Origin of the sequence: Klebsiella sp. 28, assembly GCF_018223905.1 — a bacterium.
Classification (GTDB): Bacteria; Pseudomonadota; Gammaproteobacteria; order Enterobacterales; family Enterobacteriaceae; genus Klebsiella; species Klebsiella pneumoniae.
This window is the reverse complement of the sequence record NZ_JAGRQY010000191.1, coordinates 1-22,236: the sequence shown is the minus strand read 5'-3', so window position 1 is coordinate 22,236 and position 22,236 is coordinate 1. Positions and strand designations below refer to the sequence as shown.

Here is a 22,236-nt window from a genome sequence, read left to right as displayed (position 1 = left end):
GTACCAGCGCAGCCGTTTTTCCATAATAATGAAAAAAAGATGACAGTGTCACGTTACCCAACAATAAACGCGGCGAGAATGACTTTATTTACAGCGTGTAATAAAGAGGATATTGCACTAAGAAAGGAATAATGGAATAAGAATAAGATATTACCGCCCGCTATCATGCAGGTGCGCATCTTATGATGCACACCTGTCGGGCACCTTAACGTTCAGCTACCAGGCGGATAAACTCATCCTCCCCTTTCGCCTTGCCGGCGACGGTCGGCTCAGCCACATCCTCTTTCTCTGGCGCATTAGCTTCGCACAGGCGACGTAACAGCGCATTCTGCCGCTTTTGCTGATCCAGCAGCGCTTGCAGCAGTTCTATCTGCTCATTCGCTCGCGAACTGGCGCGGTTGACGAAGAACCATAACAACAGACCGACAAGCAGCAGCGCCACGGACACAGCCAGCGATGCCAGATTTAAAATCCCAGGATTTAGTAACTCACTCATTTCACCACCTCAAAGAGAAGGCGTTCATTCTACCACCCGCGGCGCAGAAGGAAATCAGTCGGCAGAAAAATGTCTTACCACGGAATAAATTTATTAATAGTGCAAATGCCGCTGAAAAACTGAACATCCTGGTCGCACATTACGTTAAGCATCTGAGTCCACAGCAACAGGCAGCCTGCTATGATGACTATCAGTAAAACCCACCGTAATTTTTTCACTCCACTCTCCGCATCAGTACGCAATGTCGCCAGGATAGCACGGCCTTCTTAAACCGCGGCTAACTGTATTACGAAAGGTAAGTTTAGGAATCATCGACTTGTTTCAAAACGTGTTCGTGTCAAAATCACGCCAGGGATCATACAAATAATGAGGCATCAATGCGATTAATCATTCGTACTATTATCTTGGTGGCTATCTTATGGATTGGCGTATTATTGAGCGGTTATGGGGTGTTATTCCACAGTGAGGAAAACGTCGGCGGTCTGGGTCTTAAGTGCCAATACCTCACCGCCCGCGGAGTCAGCACCGCACTTTATGTTCATTCCGACAGCGGAGTGATCGGCGTCAGCAGTTGCCCTCTGCTGCGTAAAAGCACAACCGTGGTTGATAACGGCTAACATCGAACCGGCGATCGCGACGTAGCGCCGCGGTCGCCAACCCCGTTATCCGCCGCCTCAGAACGGATAGTCGTTGTATCCCATTTGTTCAGAAATCTTACGCGCCGCCTGGTGGAGCATCGCCACGTATTCATGCAAGCGTTCTTCAGAGAAACGTAGCGTTGGGAATGAGATGCTCAGCCCGGCAATGACCACGCCGAAACGGTCAAACACCGGCACGCCAATGCAGCGCAGCCCCTCTTCCTGTTCCTCATTATCCTCGCCATAGCCCTGCTCGCGAACGCCATCCAGCACTTTCAGCAACTCCTCGGTGCTGGTAATGGTCCGCTCGGTGCTGCGCTTATACTCCACGCCGTCGAGGATCTGCTCCACTTCGCTGCGATCGCGCCATGCCAGCAGCACCTTGCCAATCGCGGTACTGTACAGCGGGTTGCGGCGGCCAATACGCGAGTACATCCGCAGGTTATACATCGAGTCAATTTTATGGATGTAGACGATACTGTCTTCATCCAGCGCCCCAAGATGGATGGTCTCTTTCGTCAGTCGCGAAAGTTCGCGCATCTGTATATCGGCGCTGCGCACCAGGTCGACGTTCTGCAGCGCGCGCGCGCCCAGTTCGAACAGCTTGAGGGTGAGAGAGTATTTCTCAGACTCTCCTTCCTGTGCCACATAGCCCAGTGATTTCATGGTCTGTAAAAAGCGATAAACGGTGCTTTTCGACATCATGACGCGCTGGGACAGTTCGGTAATGCCAATTTCACGCTCTTCACCCAGCGCCTGTAGGATGCCGAAAACCTTCAATACCGAAGAGACAGAATCTGGCTGTTTATCCAAATCTGCACCTGCCATTTATCACCTCGTCGTAACTGTTTTATAAAAATTAGAACCGGTTTTTATTATAAATTCGCCGCCTCTGAGCCGCAATCATTCTTCTGCCACTTCGTTACAAATCTGCGACATACTGCGAATTAATCAATGCTAAACTCATCATTCAAAAAACCGTTTCATTTAAGACTCATATTCACCATGGATAAAAATTCTTCTGATGGCGTGCCGTTGCCGCAACGCTATGGCGCCATTCTGACCATCGTGCTTGGGCTGACCATGGCCGTGCTCGACGGGGCTATCGCCAACGTCGCGCTGCCGACTATCGCCAGCGATCTCAACGCCTCACCGGCGGCTTCAATCTGGATCGTTAACGCCTACCAAATCGCCATTGTCATCGCCCTGCTGCCGCTCTCCTTCCTCGGCGACATGGTCGGCTATCGGCGTATCTATAAGATAGGCCTGGTGGTGTTTATCTTTACCTCGCTGGCCTGCGCGCTGTCGCGTAGCCTCGAAATGCTAACCTTCGCCCGCGTCGCGCAGGGATTGGGCGGCGCCGCGCTGATGAGCGTCAACACCGCGCTGATCCGTCTGATTTATCCGCAGCGCTTTCTTGGTCGCGGCATGGGCATTAACTCTTTTGTCGTTGCCGTCTCTTCGGCGGCAGGCCCGACTATCGCCGCAGCGATCCTCTCCCTCGCCTCATGGCAATGGCTGTTTTTAATTAACGTGCCTCTCGGCATCGTCGCCTTTGTTCTGGCCATGCGCTTTCTGCCGCCCAACAGCGCGCGCAGCAAAATCATCCGCTTCGATCTGCCGAGCGCCATTATGAACGCCCTTACCTTCGGGCTGCTGATCACCGCCCTGAGCGGTTTCGCCCAGGGGCAGTCCACTCAGCTGGTGCTGGCGGAGGTCGCCGCTATGCTGGTGGTGGGGTTCTTCTTCGTTCGCCGCCAGCTCACGATGCCCGTCCCCCTGCTGCCGGTCGACCTGCTGCGTATCCCACTCTTCTCTCTCTCTATCTGCACTTCCATCTGCTCCTTCTGCGCGCAGATGCTGGCGATGGTCTCCCTGCCCTTTTTTCTGCAGTCGATGATGGGGCGCAGCGAAGTGGAGACTGGTCTGCTGCTAACGCCGTGGCCGTTAGCGACCATGGTGATGGCGCCGCTGGCCGGCTATTTGATCGAGAAATGTCATGCCGGGCTGCTGGGGGCTATCGGCCTGCTGATTATGGCCTGCGGCCTGTTCGGCCTGGCGCTGCTGCCCTCGTCGCCCTCCGATCTGGATATCATCTGGCGCATGGCGCTGTGCGGCGCCGGCTTCGGGCTGTTTCAGTCGCCGAACAACCATACCATCGTCGCCTCGGCTCCGAGCCATCGTAGCGGCGGCGCCAGCGGCATGCTGGGCACCGCTCGCCTGCTCGGACAGAGCACCGGCGCGGCGCTGGTGGCGCTGCTATTCAATTTGCTCGGTAACAACGGCACCCACACCGCCCTGCTGCTGGCCGGCACCCTGGCTATCGTCGCCGCGCTAATTAGCGGTCTGCGGGTCACTCAGCCGCGCGCAGCCTGACGGACGGTAAAAAAAATCCGCAGCTTGCGGGCTGCGGATTGTCGTTTTCAGCGTCAGAAGATAGATTATTTCAGATATTCACCGCTACGCAGGGCTTCAATACGCTTATCCAGCGGCGGGTGAGTCATAAACAGTTCGCTCATGGATTTCGCTTTACCGTTAATGCAGAACGCCATCATGCTGCTGGCTTCCTGCGGCTCATAGCTGGTTTTCAGACGCTGCAGGGCTGCAATCATCTTCTCGCGGCCTACCAGACGCGCCGAGCCGGCGTCAGCATGGAACTCACGGTAACGCGAGAACCACATGGTGATTATGCTGGCCAGAATACCGAACACCAGCTCAAGCACCGTGGCGACCGCGAAGTAGATCAGCGGGTTGCCATTGCTGCTCTCCCCTTCATCTTCCCGGTTGCCGCCGAGGAAACCGGCCGCAATCTGCGCGATAACGCGGGAGATAAAGATAACGAAGGTGTTCACCACCCCCTGGATCAGGGTCATGGTAACCATATCGCCATTGGCGATGTGGCTGATTTCATGGGCAATGACCGCTTCCGCTTCATCACGGCTCATGTTTTGCAACAGCCCGGTGCTGACGGCGACCAGCGAGGCGTCACGACGCGCGCCGGTGGCGAAGGCGTTAATGTCAGGCGCGTGATAGATAGCTACCTGCGGCATGGCAATACCTACCTGCTGCGCCTGCTGCGCAACGGTATTCATCAGCCAGCGTTCCGTTTCGTTGCGCGGCTGCTCGATCACTTCCCCACCCACTGACTTCAGCGCCATCCACTTCGACATCATCAGCGAAACGATAGAACCACCGAAGCCGAACAGCAGGGCCATAATCAGAAGACCGGTCATGCTGCTGGATTGGATCCCCGTGAGGCTTAACACCAGCCCGAACACGACCATCACTGCCAGGTTCGTCAGCAGGAAAAGCGCGATTCGCATCATAATTTTCTTTTTACCTCAATTTAACAAAACGCACTATGCGATTACCCACATCGTATGGGTCAGGCTGCAATTTTCAACCATCAGCCCCCGCTAAGTCACGATAAAAACACAACTTTACATTTTGTAGCATCTTGCTGACAGCGGCAGCACAGGTTGACATTTTGTTAGATGAGCTGAATGGCGATGACAATGCGCACAAAAAAAACGGGCACCTCTCAGGGTGCCCGTTAGCAACTTATTTGCTGGCCGGCGGTTCCACCGCCGGGCGCGCTTTTTCCAGATGCGCCAGGTCTACCGCGATATGGACCGTTTCATCAAGATACGGATCCGGCTCCTGGTAATCCTTCGGCAGATCGTCCAGTTTTTTCAGCGGCGGCTTGCCTTCGCGTTTCAGGCGATCGTTAATCCGCGCCAGACGAATCGCATCATCTTCTTCGTTCTCTTTCTCACGCTGGGTGTAGTTCAGAGAGACGATGTTACGTTTGTCCTTCATCGCGTTATAACGGGCAATATCCTTCATGATGTACTGGAATTCAGGATCCTGCGCAATACGCTCGTCGTGGCGCTTGAGCAGCTCCGGTCCAAACGGGGTCAGATCCCCGGACTTCACATAGGTGGCCGCGTTGATGCTATCCCACGGCAGCGCGTTGTCTTCATACTGCTCGCCGGTTTCGCGATCTTCATTGCCGGTTGGCATCATGATATCCGGCGTCACGCCTTTGCGCTGCGTACTGCCGCCGTTAATACGATAGAACTTCTGGATGGTGTACTGGACGGAACCCAACGCCGGCCACTCCGGACGCAGCATTTGATCGTAAATACGATTCAACGAGCGATACTGCTGTACCGTCCCTTTACCGAAGGTCGGTTCGCCAACGATCAGCGCGCGGCCATAGTCCTGCATCGCTGCGGCGAAGATCTCAGACGCCGAGGCGCTAAAGCGGTCAACCAGCACCACCAGCGGCCCTTTGTAATAAACCACGCCATCGTTGTCGCTGTCTTCGCGCACTTTGCCATTATTATCCCGCACCTGCACCACCGGACCGGACGGAATAAACAGACCCGAGAGCGATACCGCCTCTGTCAGCGCTCCGCCGCCGTTGCTGCGCAGGTCAATGATGATGCTGCTGACGTTCTGTTTTTCCAGCTTCTGCAGCTGCACTTTCACGTCATCGGTCAGGCCAACGTAAAAGCCTGGAATATCCAGCACGCCGACTTTTTCTTTCCCGACGGTTTTCACCGACATCTTCACCGCACGGTCTTCCAGACGAATGCGCTCGCGGGTCAGCGTTACAATACGCGTCTTGGCTCCTTTACCGGCCGGCAGGATTTCAAGACGAACCTTGCTGCCCTTCGGCCCTTTAATCAGCGCCACGACGTCATCCAGACGCCAGCCGATGACATCAACCATCGACTTCCCGGTCTGGCCAACGCCAACGATGCGATCGCCGACGCTGATCGCTTTGCTTTTCGCGGCTGGACCGCCCGCCACCAGCGAATTAATGACGGTATAGTCATCATCCATCTGCAGCACGGCGCCGATCCCCTCGAGTGAGAGGCTCATTTCGGTGTTGAACTGCTCGGTATTACGCGGCGACAGATAATTTGTGTGCGGATCGATTTCGCGAGCGAAGGCGGTCATCGCCAGCGAGAAGACATCTTCGCTGTTGGTTTGCGCCAGGCGACGGATAGCAAACTTATAGCGACGGGTTAAGGTGTCACGGATCTCTTTATCGTCTTTACCCGCCAGCTTCAGGCTTAACTGGTCAAACTTAACCTTAGCGTCCCACAGCTTGTTCAGCTCGGCCTCGTCTTTTGGCCACGGCGCTTTGGAGCGGTCAAGGTTGAAATTATCATTGCCGGTAAAGTCCATCGGACGTTCAAGCACCTTCAGCGCATACTGATAGCGCTCGAAGCGGCGCTGCTGCCCCAGGTTGTAGAGGTCGTAAAAGACGTCCAGTTTCCCGCTGCGCAGCTCATCGCCAATTTGGTCTTTTTTAGCCGCAAACTTCGCCACATCGCTGGCCAGCAGCACATTGTGGCTGTAGTCCAGCAGGTTCAGGTAACGGTCAAAAATCTTTGCCGAGAAGGCGTTGTCGAGATCAAACTGACGGTAATGAGAGCGGGTAAAGCGCGACGTCACGCGCTCGCTTACCGTCGCGTGCTGCGGCTCTTCTTTCAGCACGGGGATTTGATCTGCGCGGGTTATGTCATCAACAGCGAATGCATGGCCTGCTATTGCCAGCAGGCCCGCAAGCGCGGTGATTTTAAAAAATGTGTTCATGCCTGGCCCGGCCTCCGTTTCAGAACACCAGGTGTTCTGCGCGTACAATCATTGACATACCAGAAGTCAGCTGTACACGAACGCCATCTTTGGTGATTTCCAGAACGGTGGCGTCCATGGCGTTATTGCCTGCTTTTACCTTCAGCGCCTGGCCGACGGTCAGAACGGAAACATCCGATACCGGAGTAAGACGCTCTTCACGCGGGGCTTTGGCCGCAACAGGACGCGGTTTACGCTGTTCAGCGCCTTCTTTACGACGCGGCTGCTGAGGACGCGGTTTACGCTCACGGCGAACGCCTTCATCCTGCTGGCCTGCGGCCGCAGCGGCTTCGCGTTTTTTCGCCTGCTGGGCTGCGCGCTGCGCCTGAACGCGAGCTTTCGCTTCTTCCAGCTGCTGACGCGCATGGGCAATGTGCTGCTCTTCCAGTTCGCCGCACGGATTGCCATCCAGGTCAACGCGAATAGCGCCGGCTTTTACGCCGTACAGATAACGCCAGCTGGACGTGTAGAGACGTAATGCAGCGCGAAGCTGGGTCTTGCTGAGATTCATCTCACCACCCACTCGCTCAACGAGATCCTGAAAAATTCCGATTTTCAGGGGGCGCGCTTCACCTTCAGCGCTAAAGCACTGCGGGAAACGTTCGGCCAGAAAGGCGATAACTTCTTTACTGCTATTCAACTTAGGTTGATTTTCCATGAAATTTCCTGATTACAACGGACGTAGCCAACAAGCCGCAGGCATGAACAGGCGACATTATAATGACGTCCTCGCTAAATGCTACGTTATCCGTTGATTATCCCACGACACGGGTAAAGATTTTTTGATAATCCGTGGCCGCAATGAGTTTTTCCAGATGCTCGACCAGCGTGCGCAACCCCTGCTCATCTTCAGCGGTGAAGCGCCCGTAAGCCGGACTATCGATATCCAGCACGCCGATAATCTGGCCATTCACGCGCAGAGGGAAGACAATTTCCGAATTACTGGCGGCATCGCAGGCAATGTGGCCGTCAAAGGCGTGGACGTCCTCGACGCGCTGGACCTGAGCCTGCGCCACCGCCGCGCCGCATACGCCTCGCCCGACCGGGATCCGCACGCAGGCCAGTTTGCCCTGGAACGGTCCCAACACCAGGGTATCGCCTTCCAGAAGGTAGAAACCGGCCCAGTTGACCTCGCTCAGCCGCTCGAACAGCAGCGCGCTGGTATTGGCGATCATCGCCAGAAAACTGGTTTCACCTGCCATTAATGCCTGGAAATCGCGGTTCAGATCCGCGTAAAATTCTGTTTTGCTCATTATATCTTCACTTTGTTGTCTTACTGCCTGATACGTACAGCCTACTAAAATAAGCATTAAATGCGCTTGGGCTCAAGATGAATTCATTCATAGGTTAAGATAGTGAGATACATTCATTCCTGTACGTAATAAATGCCGATAAAAACACCCACCCTCAAACCTGCGAAAAAGATGGTCGTGCATACTGTCAGCACGCCGCTTCCCTATGCGCATTATCAGCGCTGTACGCAGTGTGACATGCTCTTCCGCTTACCGGTGCTCAAGCGCAACCAAAGCGCCTGGTGTCCGCGCTGTAACGCGAAGGTGCGCGATGGCCGCGACTGGTCGCTGACCCGCCTGGGCAGCATGGCCCTCGCGATGCTATTGCTCATGCCTTTCGCCTGGTCTGAGCCTTTGCTGCGCCTGCATCTGTTGGGCGTACGCATCGACGCCAACGTCCTGCAGGGGATCTGGCAGATGACCGCGCAGGGCGATCCGATTACCGCCGCCATGGTACTGTTTTGCGCGGTGGTCGCCCCGGTGCTGCTGGTGGTCTCCATCAGCTATCTCTGGCTGGGCAATGTGCTGGGGATGAACCTGCGGCCGGTGCTGCTGATGCTCGGCAAGCTTAAAGAGTGGGTGATGCTGGATATCTATCTGGTGGGCATCGGCGTCGCCTCCATCAAGGTGCAGGATTACGCCTTCCTGCAGCCGGGCATCGGTCTGGTGGCGTTTATCTCCCTGACGTTGTTGAGCATCCTGACGCTTATTCATATGAACGTCGAAGAGCTATGGGAGCGTTTCTATCCCGAGCGTCCGGCGACCCGCGCCGATAATAATCTGCAGGTGTGCACCGGCTGTCATTACACCGGCTATCGCGACGCGCGCGGCCGCTGCCGACGCTGCCACACGCCGCTGCATCATCGCCGACCGCAGAGCCTGCAGCGCAGCTGGGCGGCGCTGATTGCCTCGCTGGTTTTCCTCTTTCCGGCCAACCTGTTGCCAATCTCCATCATCTACGTCAACGGCGCGCGCCAGGACGACACGATCCTCTCGGGGATCATCTCCCTGGCCAGCAGCAATATCGCCATTGCCGGGGTCGTGTTTATCGCCAGTATTTTGGTGCCATTCACCAAAGTTATAGTGTTATTTACCCTGCTGCTCAGCATACAATTCAAGTGCGAGCAGGGATTGCGCACCCGCATCCTGCTGCTGCGGCTAATCACCTGGATTGGCCGTTGGTCGATGCTGGATCTGTTTGTTATCTCACTCACCATGTCGCTAATAAATCGCGATCAGCTCCTCGCCTTCACCATGGGGCCGGCTGCGGTTTACTTTGGCGGCGCGGTAATTTTAACTATTCTTGCAGTTGAATGGCTGGACAGCCGCTTACTTTGGGACGCACATGAGTCAGGAAACGCCCGCTTCGCAGACTGAAGCCAGAATAAAAACCAAACGCCGTATTTCGCCATTCTGGCTGCTGCCGGTCATCGCGTTGCTGATTGCCGCCTGGCTAATCTGGACCAGCTTTGACGATCGCGGATCGACGATTACGATTGATTTCCAGTCCGCGAACGGCATCGTGCCGGGACGGACGCCGATCCGCTATCAGGGGGTTGAAGTCGGCACCGTCCAGGATATTAGCCTCAGTAAAGATCTGAGTAAGATTGAGGTTTCGGCCAGCATCAAACGCGATATGAAAGATGCGCTGCGCAAAGAGACCCAGTTCTGGCTGGTCACGCCGAAAGCCTCTCTGGCCGGCGTATCGGGCCTCGATGCGCTGGTGGGCGGGAACTACATCGGCATGATGCCGGGCAAGGGTGAACCCGAAGATCACTTTGTCGCCCTCGACACCCAACCTAAATACCGCATCAACAACGGCGAGCTAATGATCCACCTGCAGGCGCCGGATCTTGGCTCTCTGAACAGCGGCTCGCTGGTCTACTTCCGAAAAATCCCGGTCGGGCGGGTGTATGACTATTCCCTGAATGCCAATAATCAGGGGGTGACCATCGATGTGCTAATTGAGCGCCGGTTTACCAATCTGGTGAAAAAAGGCAGCCGCTTCTGGAACGTCTCAGGCGTCAAGGCCGACGTCGGCCTGAGCGGGGCCAAAGTGCAACTGGAGAACCTGTCCGCGCTGGTGAACGGCGCCATCGCCTTCGACTCCCCCGCCGATTCGCATGTCGCCTCGCAAAACGATGAATATCACCTGTATGAAGATCTGGCGCATAGCCAGCGCGGCGTGGTAGTGACCCTCGATCTGCCTGATGGCGATGGACTGAAAGCGGGCTCGACGCCGCTCATGTATCAGGGGCTGGAGGTGGGCCAGTTAAGCAAACTGAATCTAAACCCCGGCGGCAAAGTTACTGGCGAGATGACCGTCGACCCGAGCGTGGTGACGCTGCTGCGTGAGAAAACGCTGATTCAGATGAAGAAGCCGAAGCTCTCCCTCGATAACCCCAGCATTAGCACCCTGCTCACCGGCAATACCTTTGAGCTGGTGCCCGGCGAAGGCGAGCCACGCAATCACTTCTCGGTAATGCCGGCGGATAAAGCGCTGCTGGATGAGCCCAACGTCGCCACCGTTACTCTCTCGGCGCCGGAGAGCTACGGCATCGACGGCGGTCAGCCGCTGGTGCTGCACGGAGTAAAAGTCGGCCAGGTGCTGGAGCGTAAACTGACGGCCAAAGGGGTAACCTTTCAGGTTGCCATTGACCCTGAATACCGCGATCTAATTCACGGCGACAGCAAATTTGTGGTTAACAGTCGTCTGGACGTCAAAGTGGGGCTCGACGGCGTGCAGGTGCTGGGCGCCAGCGCCAGCGAATGGGTGAACGGCGGGATCAGGGTGATCCCCGGCGAAAAAGGCAAAATGCAAAGCAGCTATCCGCTGTACGCTAACCTTGAAAAGGCGCAGGAAAATAGCCTGAGCGAAGTGCCGACCACTACCCTGAGCCTGTCTGCTGAGACGCTGCCTGACGTTCAGGCCGGCTCGGTGGTGCTGTATCGTAAATTCGCCGTCGGCGAGATCATCGCCGTCAAACCGCGCAAGGATGCATTCGATATCGATCTGCATATCAAGCCGGAGTACCGCTACCTGCTGACCAACAACAGCGTCTTCTGGGCGGAAGGCGGTGCGAAGGTCAAGCTTGACGGTAACGGACTCACCGTGCAGGCCTCGCCGCTGGCGCGCGCGATCAAAGGGGCGATCAGTTTCGATAACCTCAATGGCAGCAGCGCCGGAGCACGGCTGAATAACAAACGTATCCTTTATGCATCTGAAACGGCGGCGCGCGCCGTGGGCGGCCAAATCACCCTGCACGCGTACGACGCCGGGAAGATGGCGGCCGGGATGCCGATTCGTTATCTCGGCATCGACATCGGTCAAATCCAGTCGCTGGAGCTAATCACCGCCAAAAACGAAGTGCAGGCGAAAGCGGTGCTCTATCCGGAATACGTCGGCACCTTCGCCCGCGCCGGGACCCGCTTCTCGGTGATCACTCCGCAAATCTCCGCCGCGGGCGTGGAACATCTCGACACCCTGTTCCAGGCCTACATCAACGTTGAGCCCGGCCGCGGCCCGGCACGACGCGATTTTGAGATCCAGGATACGACGATCAGCGATTCGCGTTATATCGACGGCCTGAACATCGTGGTGGAAGCGCCGGAGGCGGGGTCGCTTGGCATCGGTACGCCGGTCCTGTTCCGCGGACTGGAAGTCGGGACGGTTACCGGACTGTCGCTGGGGTCGATGTCTGACCGGGTGATGGTTAAGCTGCGCATCAGTAAGCGCTACCAGTACCTGGTACGTAATAACTCGGTGTTCTGGCTGGCCTCGGGTTACAGCCTCGACTTCGGCCTGATTGGCGGGGTGGTGAAAACCGGTACCTTCAATCAGTTTATCCGCGGCGGGATCGCCTTTGCCACGCCGCCGGGCACGCCGCTGGCGCCGAAGGCCCAGGATGGCAAGCACTTCCTGCTGCAGGAGAGCGAGCCGAAAGAGTGGCGGGAGTGGGGCACCGCTCTGCCGCAGTAATGCCCCCTTCTCCCGCCCCGGGCAACGCCGGGCGCGGGGAGAGGATAAACCGCACGCCCCGGTGTCACGCGCCGGGGCGTTTGTGCTAAACTGCGCACCCTTTTTTTCTGTGGTGCGCTGCCCGTGGCTGAAAATACTGTCTATTTCCCTGAAGCGTTTCTCGCTCAAATGCGCGCGGCGATGCCAGCGCATCTCTCTTTCGACGACTTTATCGCCGCCTGTCAGCGCCCGCTACGCCGCAGTATTCGCGTCAATACGCTGAAGATTAGCGTCGATGATTTCCTCTCTCTGGTTGCCCCCTACGGCTGGCAGCTCGCGCCGGTGCCCTGGTGCGCAGAGGGATTCTGGATCGAGCGAGAGGATGACGACGCGCTGCCGCTGGGCAGTACCGCCGAACATCTCAGCGGGCTGTTCTATATTCAGGAAGCCAGTTCGATGCTGCCGGTCGCCGCCCTGTTCGCCGATAACCGGCAGCCCGAACGGGTGATGGACGTTGCCGCCGCCCCGGGATCGAAAACCACCCAAATTGCAGCCCGAATGGGCAACGCGGGCGGCATTCTCGCCAATGAATTCTCCGCCAGCCGGGTGAAGGTGCTGCATGCCAACATCAGCCGCTGCGGCATCAGCAACGTCGCTCTGACCCACTTCGACGGCCGGGTTTTTGGCGCGGCCTTGCCCGAAACCTTCGATGCCATCCTGCTTGACGCCCCCTGCTCCGGCGAAGGGGTTGTACGTAAAGACGCCGACGCGCTGAAAAACTGGTCGCCGGAGAGCAACCTCGACATCGCCGCCACTCAGCGCGAGCTTATCGACAGCGCCTTCCATGCTCTGCGCCCTGGCGGGACGCTGGTGTATTCCACCTGCACCCTGAATCGTGAAGAAAATCAATCGGTCATTGAGTGGCTGCTGTCCCGCTATCCGCAGGCGGTGGAGATCCTGCCGCTGGGAGAGTTGTTTCCCGGCGCAGCCGACGCCTTAACCGCGGAAGGTTTTCTGCACGTTTTTCCGCAAATTTACGATTGCGAAGGCTTCTTTGTCGCAAGGTTGCGCAAAACTGCGGCGATCGATCCGCTCCCGGCGCCAGGCTATAAGGTCGGTAAATTCCCGTTTACGCCGCTGAAGGACCGGGAGGCCGCCGCGGTAACTGCCGCCGCCAGGGCTGTTGGCCTGGAGTGGGACGCAGGCCATACGCTGTGGCAGCGGGATAAAGAGCTGTGGCTGTTTCCGCTGGCTTTGGAGCCCCTGTTCGGCAAGGTGCGCTTTTCTCGCATCGGCGTGCGCCTGGCGGAGCTGCACAATAAGGGGTACCGCTGGCAGCATGAGGCGGTTATCGCCTTTGCCGCGCCGCAGCGGGCCTTCGAGCTGTCGCAGGAGGAAGCGGAGGAATGGTATCGCGGGCGCGACGTCTATCCGCAAACCGCGCCTGGGCAGGATGAAACCATTGTGACCTTCCAGGGCGTCCCGCTGGGCCTGGCGAAGCGCGTCGGCTCCCGACTGAAGAACAGCTATCCGCGCGAACTGGTGCGCGATGGAAAACTTTTTGCCGGCAAGGTGTGAGGCCGCGCAAAAAATGCGCACTTTTTGACTGGCGCTTTTCGCCCCATTGACTACGCTGAAAAATAACGGCCATAACTGGTCGTACCACAACTCAGCTGAAAAATGGGGTGAAACGATGAGTAAAACCAATGTCCGCATCGGCGCGTTCGAAATAGACGATGCCGAACTGCACGGTGAGCATCAGGGTGAGCGAACGTTAAGCATACCCTGCAAATCCGATCCAGACTTATGTATGCAGCTTGACGCCTGGGATGCCGACACCAGCGTGCCCGCGATTCTCAATGGCGAACATTCCGTTCTCTACCGTAAACATTACGACCGCCAGTCCGATGCCTGGGTCATGCGCCTTGCCTGACACCAATGAACCCGTCGCCTGAGACGGGTTATTTATTTCCCCGTCCCGCCGTCATCCCCTACACTAAATAGTATGTGAACCCGAGCATGAGGCCAGGATGTTTGCCTTAGTGTTGTTTATTTGCTATCTGGATGGCGGCTGCGAGGACATTGTGGTTGACGTCTACCGCGAGGAAACGCAGTGCTTAGTGGCGATGGAGGATCAGCGGATCCGCCACGGTGGCTGCTACCCGATAGAAGATTTTATTGATGGCTTCTGGCAACCCGCCAGCGAATACAGCGACTTTTAGCCTGCCGACTGCAGCGCCACCAGCGTCAGCGTCCCACCAAACACAGCGCCCGTATCAATATAGTGTTGATTATCGTGGTCATAACGCGCCTGAAGCGGCGTATGGCCAAACCAGAAATGGTCCGCGCCGGCAATAGCGCCATGGCGCCCCGCCAGGTGTTCACTCAGACGATGGCGGCTCCATAGTACCCGTTGGGGATCCACCGGCTGCTGCCAGCGATAGACCGGCGCCGGGTAATCGGCGTGGGCGATCACATGCCGCGCTTTCCCGCATTCCACTTCAATAATCAACGGTAGCCGCCGACAGTGCGCCAGCAGCCGATCGACGTCGGCCCGCTGCCGCGCATCGCCCTTGACGTACCAGTCGCCACCGTTCATCTGCCAGAGCCGCATATCTCCGCTCTCCAGCGCCTCCAGCGCCATCTGCTCATGATTCCCCCGAACGGCCCTGAACCAGCGACAGGGCAACAGGCCAAGACAATCGGCGCTCTGCGGCCCGCGATCGATCAGATCGCCCACCGAGATCAGCAGATCGGCCCAGGGATCAAAACGCAACTGACGCAGGCGATTCATCAGCAGCGCAAAGCAGCCATGCAGATCGCCCATCAGCCAGATATTACGCCAGTCGCTGCCGTTAATACGTTGATACATATAATTACCTCTCAGCGGTAATTATAGGTAATTCCAGCAAAGGTCCACGGAATTTAATTTACACCTCAATCAATTTTAAACAGACGGCAAATATAGTCCGCCAGAGGATTAAGCTTGTCAGTGGCTCGCTTTAAAATAGGGGGAAATCACAACGAGGTGTTTATCGTGACAGACAATAGCCTGCATTCATCCGGCGTGCTAGCGCCGCGCTCGCATCTTATTGCCGATCTGGTGATGGGCAGATTGACACCTGCCCCCATCTGGCGGCAAAAAAATTACCGCTTTAAGTTTTTGCTGCGCACGGCCTTATTTTATAACGCCACCAGAGCGATGCTGGAAGCGCTCAGCGCTCGGGATGATTTTAATCAGCTGCTGGCCGCACAGGCTACGCTGCCGGGCAAAGTACACCGTCAATATCTGACCCGCGATCTCAACGCCTGGCAGCGGGCGGTGGCGGTAATCAACCATTATCGCTATATCGACACCCTACGCGGATCGCGGCTGGCGCACGCTATGACCGCGGTGTCTGAGGTCCCGCTGCTGACGTTAAACGGAAAAGAGGACCGCCGGTTTACTCTTTATGCCTCCTCGGCAGGCAAAGCCGAACGTGAGGGTGAAACCACTCTGTGGCTGCGCGACAGCGACCACACCCTGCTGGCCAGCGCCACCTTCAGCGTAACCCGTGATCACGATGCCTGGCAGCTGGTTATCGGCGGTCTGCAGGGGCCACGACGTCACGTTTCTCATGAGGTGATTAAGCAGGCGACTCGCGCCTGCTACGGCCTGTTTCCGAAGCGCCTGCTGCTGGAGTTTATCTGGCAGCTGGCCGCGCGCAGCCAAATCGCGGCTATTTACGGCGTCAGCGATAATGGTCACGTGTTCCGCGCCCTGCGCTATCGCCTGAGCAAAGGCCGCCATTTCCACGCCAGCTACGACGAGTTCTGGCAGTCTATCGACGGCCAGCCAGAAAGCCCCTGGCGCTGGCGGCTACCGCTATGTCTGGAAAGAAAATCGCTGGAGAGTATCGCCAGTAAAAAACGGGCTGAATATCGGCGGCGATTCCAGCTGCTGGATCAGCTGACGGAGCAGGTGGCAATATTGACGCAGCGGCATGCCGGTGACTAAATTGCGCTGTCGGTGAAGCCGAATTACAACATGGCGTTTGCTTATTATGTCAATATTTCGCTACTATCAGGGTCCCCGAAGGCCACCGGATAGTCGCTTGCATAATGAGTAAAACCGAAATTTTTCTGCTGATTATTCTGGCGGTCATTCTGCTCGGGAGCATATGGTTTATTTTCAGCGATGAAATTTGGCTATTGCTCTGCTATCTGGAAAGTCAGATATACCCTACATTCAGCGTTCCGCAATAATATTTTCCGCCCGCAAAAGTGCTCGTGCTTATTATTTATGCCACCTCGTCAGCCGGCGAGGTGTAATCGCATGAATTGCCAAATCGTTTAGATTTTGCTTATTTTATTTATCATACAAATATGTATACTAGCAGGCTTCCGATGTTGGCCCGCCAGTTAACCTGCACGCCGGGCCTGTTTAGGTGCAGGTTTTTTCTTTTCTCCGCCCTCGTTTACGGTTCCACCGTTGCCACCTCCCCTTCCACAGGATGCGATTTATGTGTAAATGAATTGTGTATGCTAAAAACGGTGTGCTATAACGGGACATCCAGAGGCCAGCGGGTGTTTGACTGACAGGATGTCGCTGGCTCTTGGGAAAGAAGACAGATAAAGATAAAAAGAGACCGAATACGATTCCTGTATTCGGTCCAGGGAAATGGCTCTTGGGAGAGAGCCGTGCGCTAAAAGTTGGCATTAATGCAGGCTAAGTCGCCTTGCACTATAAGAATAGTTTAACGCGTCAGCTTTTCCAGTCCGCGGCCAAAGTGGCTGCATAATTCCTGGAAAGGGGGCCTCTGCCAGCGAAAAAACCGCCACTGCCGTTGTCCGGCAAGGGCGGTTTTTTTAATGTTATTACAGCAGGATAGCGAGAAAGTTTAGCAGAGCTTCTGCGCTCGCTCGATAAAGGGCGCGAGGCTCATTTTTTGTCCCGGATGCTGCGGATCGTCGATCTGGATCACTGAGATCGGCTGCGCGGTGGTTTTGCCGGCTTTGACCTGCTGCTCAGCCACCTCATTGAGCGGATACTGAACCAGCGTGCTCGGGTTGATGGCGTAAAGCGCGTTACCCGGTCGACAGGTCAACATAACCTCTTCCCGGTTGAACGCCCAGCTCTCCTTCCCCACCTCAAAACGGCTCACGGTGATAATTTGTGGCGCTGCCAGAGCAGCCCCGGAGCTTGCCAGTAACAACATGGTCAGAACAATTTTTTTCATGATTTTGCCAGTTAATTCAATAAGGTTCCCAGGTGGCAAACAGACTGACGGCCAGCAGCGCCAGCGCGCCCAGCCCTATTTCAGCCTGCGTGGTTCGCAGGATCAGGCTTTCCGCCCGCGAACCGCTTGCCGACATGCGCGGTACCAGAACATACCTGTTCACTAACGCAATTACCACCATCCCGGCGACCAGCGCACATTTGATCAACAACATGCGTCCCCACGGCGATGCGCCAATCAATCCTCCCTGTATCAACAGCGCATTGAGCGCTCCGCTGGCAATCGTGCCGGCGACGGCCAGATGCCCGTAACGTGAAAAGCGCGCCATGGTATAGACCGCGGCCGGCCGCCAGCGCCCCTGCGCCAGGCGCAGGCAATAGATAAAGGGCAACAGACCGCCGAACCAGCTGGCGACGCAGAAGAGATGCACAGCGTGGTTTGTCCGCTGCAGCACGCCGGTGAGACCATCGTGCATAGCGGCGTGCCCTACCCCGGCGGAAAGCAGCAGCTGGGCCGCCAGCAGGGCCACCAGCTGGCGGGCGCCGTGACGGGGACGGATCCACACTACCGCAAGCGCGATCCACGCCAGTAGGATCTGCCAGATCCACACTCCACCAAAGCGGGTCCCGGCCACCGCCTGCCAGACGGCGGGTCGCCAGACATCCGTCCAGCCCTCGCCCATTATTCCTCCCTGCAGGAGATACAGCGCCAGCGTAGAGATCGCGCCGATCAGTAGCAGCGGGCGCAGTAGTGGATAAAAGCGCAGCATCAGCACGCGTCTCAGCGGTACCGGCGCCCACCAGGCGCCATACAGCACGCAGCCAAAAGCCAGCATCAGGGAGATAAAGTGCCCAAAGCGCAGGGTAATATAGAGCCCGGTCAGCATCGCTTACTTCACGCTAAAGGTATATTGCCCTTTGGTTTTATGACCATCCACCGAGACCACATGCCATGCCACGGTGTACTCTCCCGGCGGCAAGGCTTCCGCCAAAGGTAACGTGACCTCGGCGGGATTATCGGCGCTGCGGGTCAGTTTTCCGGTAGCCACCGCATGCTGCTGCGGACCGGTGACGGTCACGCCGCTGAATGCGGGTTCAATACCTTCGGAAAAACTGAGCGTCAACGTCTGTGGGGAAGCTGAAAGCTGCGCCCCGGCGGTCGGGATCTGCTGCTGCAGGTGAGCGTGGGCGAAGGCGCCCGCCGCGGTTAACATCCCGGCAAGCGCAACGGAGAGGCGCAACGCGCGTCCAGCAAGAAGTCGCATATTCGTCATTCCCTTTTGTTATGTCTGTAGCACAGAGAATAACCCTGTATAATGCCAGAGTCGAGCCAGGCATCTGGCCCTGACCGGATTTATAAGCAGAGTGGAGTGGATGATGGAAAGAAATCTGGCCAAAATTTCGCAAGATGAGATGGATAAAGTCAATGTCGATCTCGCCGCCGCCGGCGTTGCTTTTAAGGAACGGTACAATATGCCGGTGGTCGCTGATTTAGTCGAGCGTGAACAGCCTGCACATCTGCGCGACTGGTTCCGTGAACGACTGATCGCCCATCGGCTGGCCTCCGTCTCCCTTTCGCGACTACCGTGGGAGCCGAAACAGAAATAATGCGCGCTCGCCTCCTCCCCGTCGGTTGGCAAGCCCGGCCAATTCCATTACGCTTATTGTTTTGCTCTGGAGCGAGCCATGCTGCGCGTCATTGATACCGAAACCTGCGGCCTGCAGGGGGGCATCGTTGAAATCGCCTCGGTCGATATAGTCGACGGGCAAATTACCAATCCCATGAGCCATCTGGTGCGTCCCGATCGGCCCATCAGCCCGCAGGCGATGGCTATCCACCGGATCACGGAAGAGATGGTCGCCGATAAGCCGTGGATTGAGGAGATTATTCCTCACTATCATGGCAGCCCGTGGTACGTCGCGCATAACGCCAGCTTCGATCGCCGGGTGTTGCCGGAGATGCACGGCGAGTGGATCTGTACGATGAAGCTGGCCCGACGCCTGTGGCCGGGAATCAAATACAGCAATATGGGGTTATATAAGTCACGTAAGCTGAACGTGACTACGCCGCCGGGACTGCATCACCACCGGGCGCTGTATGACTGCTATATCACCGCCGCGCTGCTGCTGGATATCATCAATGTTTCCGGCTGGACCCCTGACGAAATGGCCGATATCACCGGTCGGCCGGCGCTGCTGACTACTTTTACCTTCGGCAAATACCGGGGTAAGGCCGTCGCCGAGATTGCTGAAAACGATCCAGGCTATCTGCGCTGGTTATTCAACAATCTCGACCGCATGAGCCCCGAACTGCGCCTGACGCTCAGGCATTACCTCGGGGAATAGCGCCTACACTGCCGCTTTTCCCGGCAGTGTCCCCTGCGCCAGGGCGATGAAAAAGGCGTACTCCAGCGCCACCCCTTCATAGCTTTTAAAGCGCCCGGATTTTCCGCCATGTCCGGAATCCATATCGGTGCAGAGCAGCAGCAGGTTATCGTCGGTTTTCAGTTCCCGCAGTTTCGCCACCCATTTAGCCGGCTCCCAGTATTGCACCTGGGAATCATGCAGACCGGTAGTCACCAGCATGTGGGGATACGCCTGCGCCCTCACGCCGTCATAGGGACTGTAGCTTTTCATATAGTGATAATAGGTTTCATCCTGCGGATTTCCCCACTCTTCAAATTCACCGGTGGTCAGCGGAATAGTTTCATCCAGCATGGTGGTCACCACATCGACGAACGGCACCTGGGCTATCACGCCATGGAACAGCTCTGGCCGTTCATTCACGGCCACGCCCATCAGCATTCCGCCGGCGCTGCCCCCCATGCCGTAGCAGAGCCGCGGATCGCCGTACCCCTGGGCAAGCAGCGCGTCACAGACGTCCAGATAGTCGTTGAAGGTATTTTTCTTACACAGGAATTTACCGTCTTCATACCATTGCTGACCCAGCTCGCCGCCGCCGCGGACGTGGGCGATGGCGTAGACAAAGCCGCGGTTGAGCAGGCTCAGCCGGCTGGCGCTGAAATCGGCATCGATACTCTCGCCATATGAGCCATAGCCATAGACCAGCAGCGGGTTGCTCCCTTTGCGAAAATGTTCGCGATGGTAGACCAGAGAGACCGGGACTTCGACGCCATCGCGGGCGGTCACCCACAGGTGTTCGCTCTGGTAGCAGCTCGTATCCAGCCCCTTTACCTCCTGCTGTTTGATCACTCTTCGTTCGCCGGTATCCATATCCAGTTCAAACAGCGTATCCGGCGTAGTCATGGAGGAATAGCCGTAGCGCAGTCGCGACGTTTCGGGCTCCGGATTATAGGCAAGCCAGGTGACATAGGCCGGATCGTCAAAAGCGATCCCCACCACCTCCCGGGTCTTGCGGTTAATTTGCCGCAGACTGGTCAGGCCACGCTGACGCTCTTCCACAACCAGCCAGTCGGTAAACAGGGTAAATCCTTCGAGCATCACGTCGTGACGCGGCGGGATCAGCGTGGTCCACTGTTCTTCATCACGCAGTACGGTACGGTAGAGGCCGAAATTCTTCCCCTCCCGGTTGGAACGAAGATAGAAAGCGTGCTGATAGTGATCAAGACTGTATTCATGATCTTTACGCCGTGGCAGAAAGCAGACCGGCTCGGCGTCTGGCAGTTCGGCGTTGAGCAGCAGCACTTCGCTGGTGGTGGCGCTGGAGAGATAAATTACCACGAACTGCTGGGAGGTGGTTTTATGCACGCTGACGTAGAAGGTCTCATCTTTTTCCTCGTAGACCAGCGCGTCGCTCTGCGCCGGTGTCCCGACGGTGTGGCGCCAGACCTGATAAGGGAGCAGCGTGGTGGGATGTTTACGCACATACCAAACAAAGCGTGAATCGTTGCTCCAGGCAAAGCCGGAGGTGACATTTTCGAGGATTTCCGGGTACCACTCGCCGTTGCTGAGGTCGCAAAAGCGCAGGCCGTACTGGCGGCGGGAAAGGTAATCTTCCGCCACCGCCATTAGCTGGTTGTTGGGCGCAATGCCCAGTCCGCCCAGGGTGTAGAACTCGCTCTTCGCCGCCCGCTGGTTGGCATCGAGCAGGATCTCCCACTCATCCCACTCTTCTTTCAGCACCGACTGCCGCTGGTAGATAGCGTATTCGCAGCCCGGCTCATACACCTGACGGTAGCGAAAGCCGTTTTTACTGTAGGGGGCAGAGACTTCCCGCTGCGGAATGCGGTCGATAATCTCCTTCAGCAGACGCTCCTGCAGGCTGAGCTGCGAATCCATCACTTGCTTGCCGTAAGCGTTCTCCGCGTGCAGATACTCCAGCACGTCAGGTCGCGCGCGCTCATCGTCGCGCAGCCAGTAATAATTATCGATGCGTGTATCGCCATGCAAGGTCATGGCGTGAGGGATCCGTTTAGCTTTAGGTGGCATGTTATTCTTCTGCTGCTTTATCGTGACACAAGAGCATTCAGGCCGCAGGGTGGCGCCTGAATGATGACGTGTCTATAAGGGTGGCAAAAGACGCGAGCGATGCAAGCGAAACGTGATGATTTAGACGCTTAGCGCTTGTTTTTGTGACTGGATATCCTGTTCTATATCGGCCCGGACATCTTTCGGCAGCGCCAGGGCGTCTCCCAGCGCATTAAGGTAGCTACGCTCCATAAAATGGTCGATATCAATCACCGCGCAGCTGACGTAGTAGATCTCCAGCGCCTCCTGCGGGTCGATGATGCCCTCGGCGAGACGCTGCGGATCCAGCGGCTGGGCCAGCGCCTGGTCAATTAGCACCCGGGCCTGAACGTCAATATTGGCCGCCCGCAGCTGAGTTTCAATATTCGCCCGCTCGTGGTCATCAATATGACCGTCGCTTTTCGCGGCAAATACCAGGGCCGTGATCAGCCGGACGCTGCGCGGATCGACATCCGTCGGCGCCGCTGCCGTCTCAGGCGCCTGGGCGGACGTATTCTGCGCGCGCATTTTCTGCTGATACTTGTTCCATAACACCG

At 56.8% G+C, this 22,236-nt stretch carries 23 protein-coding genes and 1 pseudogene; 11 read left to right on the top strand and 13 right to left on the bottom strand.

All coding sequences use genetic code 11. The features are described from left to right. Positions 1-205: 205 nt before the first annotated feature. Both KHQ28_RS25175 and mgrB read right to left on the bottom strand, forming a co-directional pair. The gene (locus KHQ28_RS25175; protein WP_002911374.1) at positions 206-496 is read right to left on the bottom strand and encodes a YebO family protein; all 291 of its coding nucleotides are present in this window, start codon (positions 494-496) and stop codon (positions 206-208) included. Between the two features lie 74 nt (positions 497-570). Next, the gene (gene mgrB, locus KHQ28_RS25170) at positions 571-714 is read right to left on the bottom strand and encodes a PhoP/PhoQ regulator MgrB (protein ID WP_002911375.1); all 144 of its coding nucleotides are present in this window, start codon (positions 712-714) and stop codon (positions 571-573) included. A gap of 159 nt (positions 715-873) precedes the next feature. Here mgrB and KHQ28_RS25165 point away from each other — a divergent pair, with 159 nt between their 5' ends. Beyond that, entirely contained in the window at positions 874-1,113 is a 240-nt protein-coding gene (locus tag KHQ28_RS25165) for a YobH family protein (RefSeq protein ID WP_004145533.1), read from the top strand. A gap of 57 nt (positions 1,114-1,170) precedes the next feature. Here KHQ28_RS25165 and kdgR read toward each other — a convergent pair whose 3' ends face one another. After that, on the bottom strand, positions 1,171-1,962 hold the full coding sequence (kdgR, locus tag KHQ28_RS25160) for a DNA-binding transcriptional regulator KdgR (RefSeq protein WP_002911378.1): 792 nt from the start codon (positions 1,960-1,962) through the stop codon (positions 1,171-1,173). A gap of 177 nt (positions 1,963-2,139) precedes the next feature. Between kdgR and KHQ28_RS25155 the strand changes: the two genes are divergently transcribed. Then, positions 2,140-3,510 carry an MFS transporter gene (locus tag KHQ28_RS25155; protein ID WP_002911379.1) on the top strand — a complete coding sequence of 457 codons (1,371 nt, stop codon included), beginning with the start codon at positions 2,140-2,142 and terminating at the stop codon, positions 3,508-3,510. A 65-nt stretch (positions 3,511-3,575) separates the two neighbouring features. Here KHQ28_RS25155 and htpX read toward each other — a convergent pair whose 3' ends face one another. The 4 genes and pseudogenes from htpX to KHQ28_RS25135 all read right to left on the bottom strand — a co-directional run bounded on the left by htpX (position 3,576) and on the right by KHQ28_RS25135 (position 8,036). Then, positions 3,576-4,460 (bottom strand): protease HtpX, encoded by an 885-nt coding sequence (htpX, locus tag KHQ28_RS25150; RefSeq protein WP_002911381.1) that lies wholly within the window; start codon positions 4,458-4,460, stop codon positions 3,576-3,578. 235 nt (positions 4,461-4,695) lie between these two features. Continuing rightward, on the bottom strand, positions 4,696-6,744 hold the full coding sequence (gene prc / locus KHQ28_RS25145) for a carboxy terminal-processing peptidase (protein WP_032418801.1): 2,049 nt from the start codon (positions 6,742-6,744) through the stop codon (positions 4,696-4,698). Between the two features lie 19 nt (positions 6,745-6,763). Beyond that, a complete protein-coding gene (proQ, locus tag KHQ28_RS25140; RefSeq protein ID WP_002911385.1) occupies positions 6,764-7,441 on the bottom strand; it encodes an RNA chaperone ProQ in 678 nt (225 codons plus the stop codon). An 81-nt stretch (positions 7,442-7,522) separates the two neighbouring features. Next, positions 7,523-8,036: pseudogene (locus KHQ28_RS25135) on the bottom strand (GAF domain-containing protein). A 132-nt stretch (positions 8,037-8,168) separates the two neighbouring features. On the opposite strand from KHQ28_RS25135, the gene yebS reads away from it, so the two are divergent. The 5 genes from yebS (at position 8,169) to KHQ28_RS25110 (ending at position 14,255) form a co-directional block, all read left to right on the top strand. Beyond that, the gene (gene yebS, locus KHQ28_RS25130) at positions 8,169-9,452 is read left to right on the top strand and encodes a membrane integrity lipid transport subunit YebS (RefSeq protein ID WP_002911387.1); all 1,284 of its coding nucleotides are present in this window, start codon (positions 8,169-8,171) and stop codon (positions 9,450-9,452) included. After that, positions 9,421-12,054: a PqiB family protein gene (locus KHQ28_RS25125; RefSeq protein WP_002911388.1), complete on the top strand. Its 2,634-nt coding sequence runs from the start codon at positions 9,421-9,423 to the stop codon at positions 12,052-12,054. Before yebS ends, KHQ28_RS25125 begins: the two co-directional genes overlap by 32 nt. A gap of 123 nt (positions 12,055-12,177) precedes the next feature. Beyond that, the gene (gene rsmF, locus KHQ28_RS25120) at positions 12,178-13,611 is read left to right on the top strand and encodes a 16S rRNA (cytosine(1407)-C(5))-methyltransferase RsmF (protein WP_004148845.1); all 1,434 of its coding nucleotides are present in this window, start codon (positions 12,178-12,180) and stop codon (positions 13,609-13,611) included. A gap of 115 nt (positions 13,612-13,726) precedes the next feature. Next, positions 13,727-13,966 carry a YebV family protein gene (locus KHQ28_RS25115; protein ID WP_002911393.1) on the top strand — a complete coding sequence of 80 codons (240 nt, stop codon included), beginning with the start codon at positions 13,727-13,729 and terminating at the stop codon, positions 13,964-13,966. A 97-nt stretch (positions 13,967-14,063) separates the two neighbouring features. After that, on the top strand, positions 14,064-14,255 hold the full coding sequence (locus KHQ28_RS25110) for a YebW family protein (RefSeq protein ID WP_002911395.1): 192 nt from the start codon (positions 14,064-14,066) through the stop codon (positions 14,253-14,255). Here KHQ28_RS25110 and pphA read toward each other — a convergent pair. Beyond that, complete coding sequence (gene pphA / locus KHQ28_RS25105; RefSeq protein ID WP_032418800.1) at positions 14,252-14,905, bottom strand: protein-serine/threonine phosphatase; 654 nt, start codon at positions 14,903-14,905, stop codon at positions 14,252-14,254. The genes KHQ28_RS25110 and pphA overlap by 4 nt on opposite strands. Before the next feature lie 156 nt (positions 14,906-15,061). Here pphA and KHQ28_RS25100 point away from each other — a divergent pair, with 156 nt between their 5' ends. Next, the gene (locus KHQ28_RS25100; RefSeq protein ID WP_004151446.1) at positions 15,062-16,030 is read left to right on the top strand and encodes a VirK/YbjX family protein; all 969 of its coding nucleotides are present in this window, start codon (positions 15,062-15,064) and stop codon (positions 16,028-16,030) included. Positions 16,031-16,134: 104 nt separating this feature from the next. Next, positions 16,135-16,278, top strand: coding sequence for an Ecr family regulatory small membrane protein (locus tag KHQ28_RS25095; protein WP_002911398.1), 144 nt, complete (start codon positions 16,135-16,137; stop codon positions 16,276-16,278). A gap of 635 nt (positions 16,279-16,913) precedes the next feature. Here the strand turns inward: KHQ28_RS25095 and KHQ28_RS25090 are convergent. From KHQ28_RS25090 to yobA, 3 genes are read right to left on the bottom strand one after another with little or no spacing between them, the layout of a single operon-like run. After that, complete coding sequence (locus KHQ28_RS25090; protein WP_002911404.1) at positions 16,914-17,252, bottom strand: YebY family protein; 339 nt, start codon at positions 17,250-17,252, stop codon at positions 16,914-16,916. Between the two features lie 16 nt (positions 17,253-17,268). Then, the gene (gene copD, locus KHQ28_RS25085) at positions 17,269-18,138 is read right to left on the bottom strand and encodes a copper homeostasis membrane protein CopD (RefSeq protein WP_023282759.1); all 870 of its coding nucleotides are present in this window, start codon (positions 18,136-18,138) and stop codon (positions 17,269-17,271) included. 3 nt (positions 18,139-18,141) lie between these two features. Further along, entirely contained in the window at positions 18,142-18,516 is a 375-nt protein-coding gene (yobA, locus tag KHQ28_RS25080; protein ID WP_004151448.1) for a CopC domain-containing protein YobA, read from the bottom strand. Positions 18,517-18,628: 112 nt separating this feature from the next. Between yobA and KHQ28_RS25075 the strand changes: the two genes are divergently transcribed. Together KHQ28_RS25075 and exoX are read left to right on the top strand one after the other, a co-directional pair. Continuing rightward, positions 18,629-18,859, top strand: coding sequence for a DNA polymerase III subunit theta (locus KHQ28_RS25075; protein WP_002911406.1), 231 nt, complete (start codon positions 18,629-18,631; stop codon positions 18,857-18,859). Positions 18,860-18,937: 78 nt separating this feature from the next. Continuing rightward, a complete protein-coding gene (gene exoX, locus KHQ28_RS25070) occupies positions 18,938-19,597 on the top strand; it encodes an exodeoxyribonuclease X (RefSeq protein WP_002911407.1) in 660 nt (219 codons plus the stop codon). Between the two features lie 3 nt (positions 19,598-19,600). Here exoX and ptrB read toward each other — a convergent pair whose 3' ends face one another. Next, positions 19,601-21,661, bottom strand: a complete 2,061-nt coding sequence (gene ptrB / locus KHQ28_RS25065; RefSeq protein ID WP_004151449.1) for an oligopeptidase B — start codon at positions 21,659-21,661, stop codon at positions 19,601-19,603. A gap of 120 nt (positions 21,662-21,781) precedes the next feature. After that, on the bottom strand, positions 21,782-22,236 hold a 455-nt coding region (locus KHQ28_RS25060), incomplete at its 5' end, for a tellurite resistance TerB family protein (protein WP_040149118.1).

Excerpts from the sequence above, each read along its gene's own strand:
- proQ (WP_002911385.1), bottom strand. The coding sequence starts at position 7,441 with ATGGAAAATCAACCTAAGTTGAATAGCAGTAAAGAAGTTATCGCCTTT.
- KHQ28_RS25110 (WP_002911395.1), top strand. The coding sequence starts at position 14,064 with ATGTTTGCCTTAGTGTTGTTTATTTGCTATCTGGATGGCGGCTGCGAG.
- KHQ28_RS25165 (WP_004145533.1), top strand. The coding sequence starts at position 874 with ATGCGATTAATCATTCGTACTATTATCTTGGTGGCTATCTTATGGATT.
- kdgR (WP_002911378.1), bottom strand. The coding sequence starts at position 1,962 with ATGGCAGGTGCAGATTTGGATAAACAGCCAGATTCTGTCTCTTCGGTA.
- copD (WP_023282759.1), bottom strand. The coding sequence starts at position 18,138 with ATGCTGACCGGGCTCTATATTACCCTGCGCTTTGGGCACTTTATCTCC.
- prc (WP_032418801.1), bottom strand. The coding sequence starts at position 6,744 with ATGAACACATTTTTTAAAATCACCGCGCTTGCGGGCCTGCTGGCAATA.
- KHQ28_RS25115 (WP_002911393.1), top strand. The coding sequence starts at position 13,727 with ATGAGTAAAACCAATGTCCGCATCGGCGCGTTCGAAATAGACGATGCC.
- KHQ28_RS25075 (WP_002911406.1), top strand. The coding sequence starts at position 18,629 with ATGGAAAGAAATCTGGCCAAAATTTCGCAAGATGAGATGGATAAAGTC.
- yebS (WP_002911387.1), top strand. The coding sequence starts at position 8,169 with ATGCCGATAAAAACACCCACCCTCAAACCTGCGAAAAAGATGGTCGTG.
- KHQ28_RS25175 (WP_002911374.1), bottom strand. The coding sequence starts at position 496 with ATGAGTGAGTTACTAAATCCTGGGATTTTAAATCTGGCATCGCTGGCT.
- KHQ28_RS25090 (WP_002911404.1), bottom strand. The coding sequence starts at position 17,252 with ATGAAAAAAATTGTTCTGACCATGTTGTTACTGGCAAGCTCCGGGGCT.
- KHQ28_RS25155 (WP_002911379.1), top strand. The coding sequence starts at position 2,140 with ATGGATAAAAATTCTTCTGATGGCGTGCCGTTGCCGCAACGCTATGGC.
- exoX (WP_002911407.1), top strand. The coding sequence starts at position 18,938 with ATGCTGCGCGTCATTGATACCGAAACCTGCGGCCTGCAGGGGGGCATC.
- KHQ28_RS25125 (WP_002911388.1), top strand. The coding sequence starts at position 9,421 with ATGAGTCAGGAAACGCCCGCTTCGCAGACTGAAGCCAGAATAAAAACC.
- htpX (WP_002911381.1), bottom strand. The coding sequence starts at position 4,460 with ATGATGCGAATCGCGCTTTTCCTGCTGACGAACCTGGCAGTGATGGTC.
- yobA (WP_004151448.1), bottom strand. The coding sequence starts at position 18,516 with ATGCGACTTCTTGCTGGACGCGCGTTGCGCCTCTCCGTTGCGCTTGCC.
- ptrB (WP_004151449.1), bottom strand. The coding sequence starts at position 21,661 with ATGCCACCTAAAGCTAAACGGATCCCTCACGCCATGACCTTGCATGGC.
- pphA (WP_032418800.1), bottom strand. The coding sequence starts at position 14,905 with ATGTATCAACGTATTAACGGCAGCGACTGGCGTAATATCTGGCTGATG.
- KHQ28_RS25095 (WP_002911398.1), top strand. The coding sequence starts at position 16,135 with ATGAGTAAAACCGAAATTTTTCTGCTGATTATTCTGGCGGTCATTCTG.